The 6,341-nt window shown below is 65.6% G+C and carries 7 protein-coding genes; 4 read left to right on the forward strand and 3 right to left on the reverse strand.

Going from position 1 to position 6,341, the window contains the following annotated elements; all coding sequences use genetic code 11:
- The first annotated feature begins 15 nt into the window (after positions 1–15).
- The 4 genes from ctaE to qcrB all read left to right on the forward strand — a co-directional run bounded on the left by ctaE (position 16) and on the right by qcrB (position 4,368).
- Positions 16–654, forward strand: a complete 639-nt coding sequence (ctaE, locus tag HGG74_RS05490) for an aa3-type cytochrome oxidase subunit III (RefSeq protein WP_168485338.1) — start codon at positions 16–18, stop codon at positions 652–654.
- 86 nt (positions 655–740) lie between these two features.
- Positions 741–1,553: a cytochrome bc1 complex diheme cytochrome c subunit gene (gene qcrC / locus HGG74_RS05495; protein ID WP_168485339.1), complete on the forward strand. Its 813-nt coding sequence runs from the start codon at positions 741–743 to the stop codon at positions 1,551–1,553.
- 98 nt (positions 1,554–1,651) lie between these two features.
- Positions 1,652–2,689 (forward strand): cytochrome bc1 complex Rieske iron-sulfur subunit, encoded by a 1,038-nt coding sequence (gene qcrA / locus HGG74_RS05500; protein WP_168485340.1) that lies wholly within the window; start codon positions 1,652–1,654, stop codon positions 2,687–2,689.
- Between the two features lie 2 nt (positions 2,690–2,691).
- Complete coding sequence (qcrB, locus tag HGG74_RS05505) at positions 2,692–4,368, forward strand: cytochrome bc1 complex cytochrome b subunit (RefSeq protein ID WP_168485341.1); 1,677 nt, start codon at positions 2,692–2,694, stop codon at positions 4,366–4,368.
- A 121-nt stretch (positions 4,369–4,489) separates the two neighbouring features.
- Here qcrB and HGG74_RS05510 read toward each other — a convergent pair whose 3' ends face one another.
- The 3 genes from HGG74_RS05510 to HGG74_RS21390 form a co-directional block, all read right to left on the reverse strand.
- Positions 4,490–5,278 carry a GntR family transcriptional regulator gene (locus tag HGG74_RS05510; RefSeq protein ID WP_168485342.1) on the reverse strand — a complete coding sequence of 263 codons (789 nt, stop codon included), beginning with the start codon at positions 5,276–5,278 and terminating at the stop codon, positions 4,490–4,492.
- Between the two features lie 202 nt (positions 5,279–5,480).
- The gene (locus HGG74_RS05515; RefSeq protein WP_168485343.1) at positions 5,481–5,882 is read right to left on the reverse strand and encodes a cytochrome c oxidase subunit 4; all 402 of its coding nucleotides are present in this window, start codon (positions 5,880–5,882) and stop codon (positions 5,481–5,483) included.
- A gap of 2 nt (positions 5,883–5,884) precedes the next feature.
- On the reverse strand, positions 5,885–6,341 hold a 457-nt coding region (locus tag HGG74_RS21390; RefSeq protein WP_246262664.1), incomplete at its 5' end, for a cbb3-type cytochrome c oxidase subunit I.

Consider the following 6,341-nt stretch of genomic DNA (forward strand, 5'->3'; position numbering starts at 1 on the left):
AGACATAATGTCCTTGTGACAACTGCAACCCATGCTCCCAGTACCCCGGCGCATCCCACGCTGAACCGCCCGAATCTGGTTTCCGTCGGAACCGTCGTGTGGCTCTCGAGCGAGCTGATGTTCTTCGCCGGCCTTTTCGCCATGTACTTCACCCTCCGGGCCACCTCGGGCGAGCTCTGGGCCACGGAATCGGCCAAGCTGGACGTTCCGTTTGCCCTGATCAACACGATCATCCTCGTGTCGAGCTCCTTTACCTGCCAGTTCGGTGTGTTCGCCGCCGAGCGGCTGCAGCCGCACCGCACCGGAGGGGTGTTCAACCTCGGACGCTGGGGCATGGTCGAGTGGTTCCTGCTGACCTTCCTGCTCGGTGCCATCTTCGTCGCGGTCCAGGCCTACGAATACACCCACCTCGTGGAAGTGGGCGTGTCGCTCTCATCCCACGCCTACGGTTCCGCCTTCTACATCACCACCGGCTTCCACGGCCTGCACGTGACCGGCGGCCTGATCGCCTTCCTGCTGATCATCGGCCGGGCCTACATCGCCAAGAAGTTCGGGCACTTTGAGGCGACGTCGGCGATCGTGACGTCCTACTACTGGCACTTTGTGGACGTCGTCTGGATCGCGCTCTTCATCATCATCTACTTCCTGAAGTAAGCCGATTTGACTCTTCTTCTACAAGCGGAAGAATTTCAGGAAGCTGCATTAGACGCACACGCACCACAGAGTAAGGAACCACCACAGTGAAGGCACTTTCCCAAAGGCGACGACACCCGCTGGCGGCCATTGCCCTGCTGCTCTTGGGACTGCTGGTTACCGGCGGCCTCTACGCAGTGGCGGGCACCGTCAACGAGGCCAAGGCGCAGACCACAACGTACAGCGCGCAGGATGTTGAAGAGGGCGAAAAGCTCTTCGTGGCAAACTGCGCGACGTGCCACGGAATCGGCGCTGTCGGTGCACCGGAAGGCGCCCACGGGAACCAGGCAGGTCCTTCGCTGGTCGGTGTCGGTGCTGCCGCCGTCGACTTCCAGGTCGGCACCGGCCGCATGCCCATGCAGATGAACGGCCCGCAGGCCCAGGTCAAGCCCGTGCAGTTCAACGATGAGCAGACGCGCCAGCTCTCCGCCTACGTGGCATCCCTCGGCGCCGGCCCGGCCGTGCCCAGCGAGGAAGTGCTGGACGCCAGCCAGGGCGACCCGGCCAAGGGCGGGGAACTGTTCCGCGTCAACTGCGCCATGTGCCACAACGCCGCTGCCGCCGGCGGTGCGCTGACCCGCGGCAAGTTCGCTCCGGGTCTGGACGGCGTGAGCGAGAAGCATATCTACGAGGCCATGGTCACAGGCCCGCAGAACATGCCTGTCTTCAACGACGCCAACGTCACCCCGGAAGGCAAGCGGGACATCATCGCCTTCCTGAAGTCCATCGAGACGGAAGGCTCCCCCGGCGGTGCCGAACTCGGCTCCCTGGGTCCGGTTGCCGAAGGCCTGTTCATCTGGACGGCCGGCCTGGGCATCATCATCGGCTTCACCATCTGGCTGACCCAGCGGTCATCCTGAAGCCTTCCTCCCGGCGGCCCGGACTGGGCCGCCGGGACATCAACGAAACAGCACATACGCACTTTTAGAGTCACATACAGAGAAGGATGAGAGGGATCATGGGCGACCATAGTCACGGCGACCCGAATACCTCGGGCACCGTTGCTACGGCTGGCCAGGGCCAAGTGGAGAAGTTTCAGGATCCTGGACTTCCTCCGCACCGCCCGCGCCTTGCCGACAAGGATCCCCGGGCCGAAAAGCGTGCCGAGCGGCAGGTTGCGATTCTCTTCGCAGTCTCCATCATCGGCACCCTGCTTTTCTTCGTCGGGTACTTTGCCATCCGTTTGGATGAATCCACCGCGATTTCCACGCTGCGCCTGCAGAACATGCTGCTGGGCCTGGGTACGGCGTTCGCCATGCTCGGCATCGGCGTGGGCATCGTCCACTGGGCGAAGACCCTGATGCCGGACCATGAGGTTGCCGAGGAGCGCCACGAGGTCCGCCCGGAGGAAGACCGCCAGGTTGCCGAAAAGATGATCGGCCAGATCCTGGACGAGTCCGGGATCAAGCGCCGTCCGCTGATCCGCAACACCCTTCTCGGCGCCGGAGTGCTGGCCATCCTGCCGGCCATCGGCATCTTCCGCGACCTGTCGAAGAACATCAACCCGGACGTGCTGCGCCACACGATGTGGGACGAGGGCGTGCGCCTGGCGCGCGACCCCGAGGGCACGCCGATCCGGGCTGCGGACGTCACCATCGGTTCCGCGTTCCACGTCATCCCCGAGGGCCTGAACGACCTGCATGAGGGCAAGCTCAACGAGAAGGCCAAGGCAGTTGTCCTGCTCATGCGCCTGAACCCGGAGGACCTGCAGGTTTCCCCCGGCCGCGAGGACTGGAACTACAACGGCATCGTTGCCTACTCCAAGATCTGCACGCACGTCGGCTGCCCGGTGGCACTCTACGAGCAGCAGACCCACCACCTGCTCTGCCCCTGCCACCAGTCCACGTTCGACCTGACGCAGGAGTGCAAGGTCATCTTCGGTCCGGCCGCCCACCCGCTGCCGCAGCTGCCGATCACGGTTGACAGCGAAGGCTACCTCGTGGCGCGGAGCGACTTCCAATCACCTGTCGGCCCGAGCTTCTGGGAGCGTGGCTAGCAATGAGCTCGACTTCTGCACCTGACACCTATACGCCGAAGACGCGCGTGGGGCGGATCGCCAACTTCGTTGACAGCCGCACCGGCGGCTCGGCGATGGTCAAGGAATTCGGCCGGAAGATCTTTCCCGACCACTGGTCCTTCATGTTCGGCGAGGTGGCGCTGTACTCCTTCGTCATCCTGCTGCTCTCGGGCACCTTCCTGACCTTCTTCTTCGATCCCTCGATGGCGGAAACGCACTACGACGGCTCCTACGTCCCGCTCAAGGGCGTGGAAATGTCGGTGGCCTACGCCTCGTCCCTGGACATCTCCTTCGATATCCGCGGCGGCCTGTTCATGCGCCAGGTCCACCACTGGGCGGCCCTGCTGTTCGTTGCGGCCATGTCCGTGCACATGCTGCGCGTCTTCTTCACCGGCGCGTTCCGCCGGCCCCGCGAACTGAACTGGGTTGTCGGCGGCGTGCTGCTCATCCTGGGCATGGCAGCCGGCTTCACCGGCTACTCGCTGCCGGACGACCTGCTCTCCGGCAACGGCCTGCGCATCATCGACGGCGTGATCAAGTCCATCCCGCTGGTGGGCACCTACATCTCGTTCTTCCTCTTCGGCGGCGAGTTCCCGGGTACCGCGATCATCGGCCGGCTGTACGTGCTGCACATCCTGCTGGTTCCGGCCATCATCCTCCTGATGATCGCCCTGCACATGTTCATGCTGGTGGTCCACAAGCACACCCAGTACCCCGGCCCGGGGCGGACCGAGACCAACGTGGTCGGCTACCCGGTCGGCCCGGTCTACGCGGCCAAGGCCGGCGGCTTCTTCTTCATCGTGTTCGGTGTCATTGCGGTCATTGCCGGGCTGTTCACCATCAACCCGATCTGGAACTACGGCCCGTACGACCCCTCCCCCGTCTCGGCCGGTACCCAGCCTGACTGGTACATCGGGTTCGTGGACGGCGCGCTGCGCCTGATGCCCGGCGTGATCGGCGAGTTCCCGTTCGAGTACGTGATCTTCGGGCGCACACTGACGCTGAACGTGCTGCTTCCGGCGCTCGGCCCGGCCGGCATCCTGTTCACGCTGCTGTTCGCCTGGCCGTGGATCGAACGCTGGGTCACCCGTGACGACCGCGAGCACCACCTGCTGGACCGCCCGCGCAACGCCCCGACCCGCACCGCCATCGGCGTCGCCGGCTTCGTGTGGTACGCCGTGATGTGGGCAGCTGCCGGTTCCGACCTGATCGCCACCCACTTCCTGGTCTCGCTGAACGACGTGACCTACTGGCTGCGCGCGCTGTTCTTCCTCGGGCCGATCGTTGCCTACATCGTGACCAAGCGGATCTGCCTGTCGCTGCAGCGCAAGGACCGCGAGATCGCCCTGCACGGCCGCGAGACCGGACGCATTGTGCGCCTGCCGCACGGTGAGTTCATCGAGGTGCACGAACCGCTGGACGACTACCACCAGTACCGGCTGGTCAACTTCGAGTCCCCCGAGGTCCTGCCGGCCCAGCCGGACGCCAACGGCCGCATCGGCCGCACGGAGAAGCTGCGCGGACGCCTGTCCCGGCTCTTCTTCGAGGACCGCGTTGCCCCGGTCACCCCGGCCGAGCTCGAGGCCGCACATGCCCACGGACATCCGGCCGTCGAGGAAGCCGCGGAGTCCCGCACCAGCGAAGTCTCCCGCCACTAGCACGGGCCAGCGCCCGGCTGCTTACTGAAGCGAAGGCCCCGGACATCATGTCCGGGGCCTTCGCCGTACCTGGAGCCAGCCCCTGCGGCCCGCAGACGGGCCGGAAAGGCAGCCAGGTTCCTCAGTAGCGTTTGACGTTGTAGGAGCGCGGAGAGCGCCCGCCAGGGCGCTGCAGGGGCACCCACAGCTTGTACCGGTCGGCCCGGTAGTAGGAAATCGAAAAGTCCACCATCGCGCGCGACACGTAGGCGTGCCGCTGGATCTTCAGCAGCGGCGCACCGATCTCGACGTTCAGCAGCCGGGCAATGGACGGCTGGGCCGCCGTGGCCTCGATGGTGTCCTCCCCCCACTCCATCACCAGCCCGTACCGTTCGCTCAGCACCTGGTACAGCGACGACGGCGGCGGATCGTCCAGGATGCCCGGAACCCGGCTGGCCGGAATGAAGTTCTCGTCCACGCTCATCGGGTCGCCGTCGGCCAGCAGCAGCCGCCGGAACCGGACCACCGGCTGCCCTTCCTCGATCTGCAGTTCCCGCGCCACCAGCGATGTCGCCCCGATCTGCTCGAAGCTGAGCACCTTGGCATCGGGCACCATCCCCCGCCGCTGCATTTCCTCGCTGTAGGAGGTCAGTTTCACCTGCAGGTCGAGTTTCGGCTGGGCGACGAAGGTACCCAGCCCCACAACCCGCTCAAGCACCTGCTCGGCCACGAGCGAATCGATGGCCTGCCGCACCGTCATGCGGGCGACGCCGAAACGTTCGGTGAGTTCACGTTCGGAGGGGAATGCCGCCCCCGGTTCGCAGGCCTGCTGGGCGTGCCGGCGCAGGATGGTGCGCAGCTGCACGTGTTTGGAGACATCGGAGGCAGGGTCGATATCGCCGGCAATGGCCTGTGCCGCCTTCGAGACCATGGTTGTCCACTCCTGATTGTCGCCGCAGGGTCGCCACCATTCTACGCCAGTGGTCTAGACCGGAGTGCCGGCAGGAGCAGAGGCCCGGCGGTGTTCCCGCCCTGCCGTGGATCGGTCTCCGGTGAAGTGACCGCTTAAAGCAGTGCGGGCCCGGAACACATGTTCCGGGCCCGCACCGCCGGCAGCTGCCGGACGGATGGTCCTAGTGTGCGTGCAGCCCGCGGCTGTACTCGTACACCCAGCCGACGATCGCGACCGCCGAGAAGCCGACACTGATGTAGACGATCCACCAGCCGACGGCCAGGCCCAGGAAGCCGGTGGCGGCCGCAGCCGAGAGGACGATCGGCCACCAGCTCCACGGGCTGAAGTGGCCCTGCTCTCCGGAGCCTTCGTGGATCTCGGCGTCCAGGCGGTCCTCCGGACGGAGGCCGACGCGGCGGGCCGTGAACAGCAGGTAGAAGCCGATCATGCCCGAGAGCCCGGCAACCAGGTACATGCCCAGGTAGCCGACATGCTCACCCCAGCCGGTCATGAAACCGTACACGGTCGCGGTCAGGGCGAAGAACGGCACCAAGCCGATGAAAAGCCAGGATTCAATCTTCACGGTCAGGCGTCCTTCTGGTCAGCGGAACCGTACAGCTGCGCTGCCGGCACGGGAGTGGTCGGTGTGTGCCGCGGGGCCAGCTCCGGGTGGTGCAGGTCCAGGGCGGGGCGCTCGGAGCGGATGCGCGGCAGCGAGGTGAAGTTGTGCCGCGGCGGCGGGCAGGAGGTGGCCCACTCGAGCGAGCCGCCGAAGCCCCAGGGATCGTCCACCTCGACCTTTTTGCCGCTGCGCCAGGTGACGTACACGTTCCAGAAGAACGGGATCAGCGAGGCGCCGAGCACGAAGGAGGACACCGTGGAGAACTGGTTCATCGCGGTGAAGTTGTCCTCGGGCAGGTAGTCCGCGTACCGGCGGGGCATGCCGATGACGCCGAGCCAGTGCTGGATCAGGAAGGTGCCGTGGAAGCCCAGGAAGAGCATCCAGAAGTGGATCTTGCCCAGGCGCTCGTTGAGCATCTTG

The organism is Arthrobacter mobilis (genome assembly GCF_012395835.1).
GTDB classification, from domain to species: domain Bacteria; phylum Actinomycetota; class Actinomycetes; order Actinomycetales; family Micrococcaceae; genus Crystallibacter; species Crystallibacter mobilis.

Bases quoted from the DNA above. Each gene is read 5' to 3' on its own strand.
- qcrA (WP_168485340.1), top strand. From the start codon at position 1,652: ATGGGCGACCATAGTCACGGCGACCCGAATACCTCGGGCACCGTTGCT.
- qcrB (WP_168485341.1), top strand. From the start codon at position 2,692: ATGAGCTCGACTTCTGCACCTGACACCTATACGCCGAAGACGCGCGTG.
- HGG74_RS05510 (WP_168485342.1), bottom strand. From the start codon at position 5,278: ATGGTCTCGAAGGCGGCACAGGCCATTGCCGGCGATATCGACCCTGCC.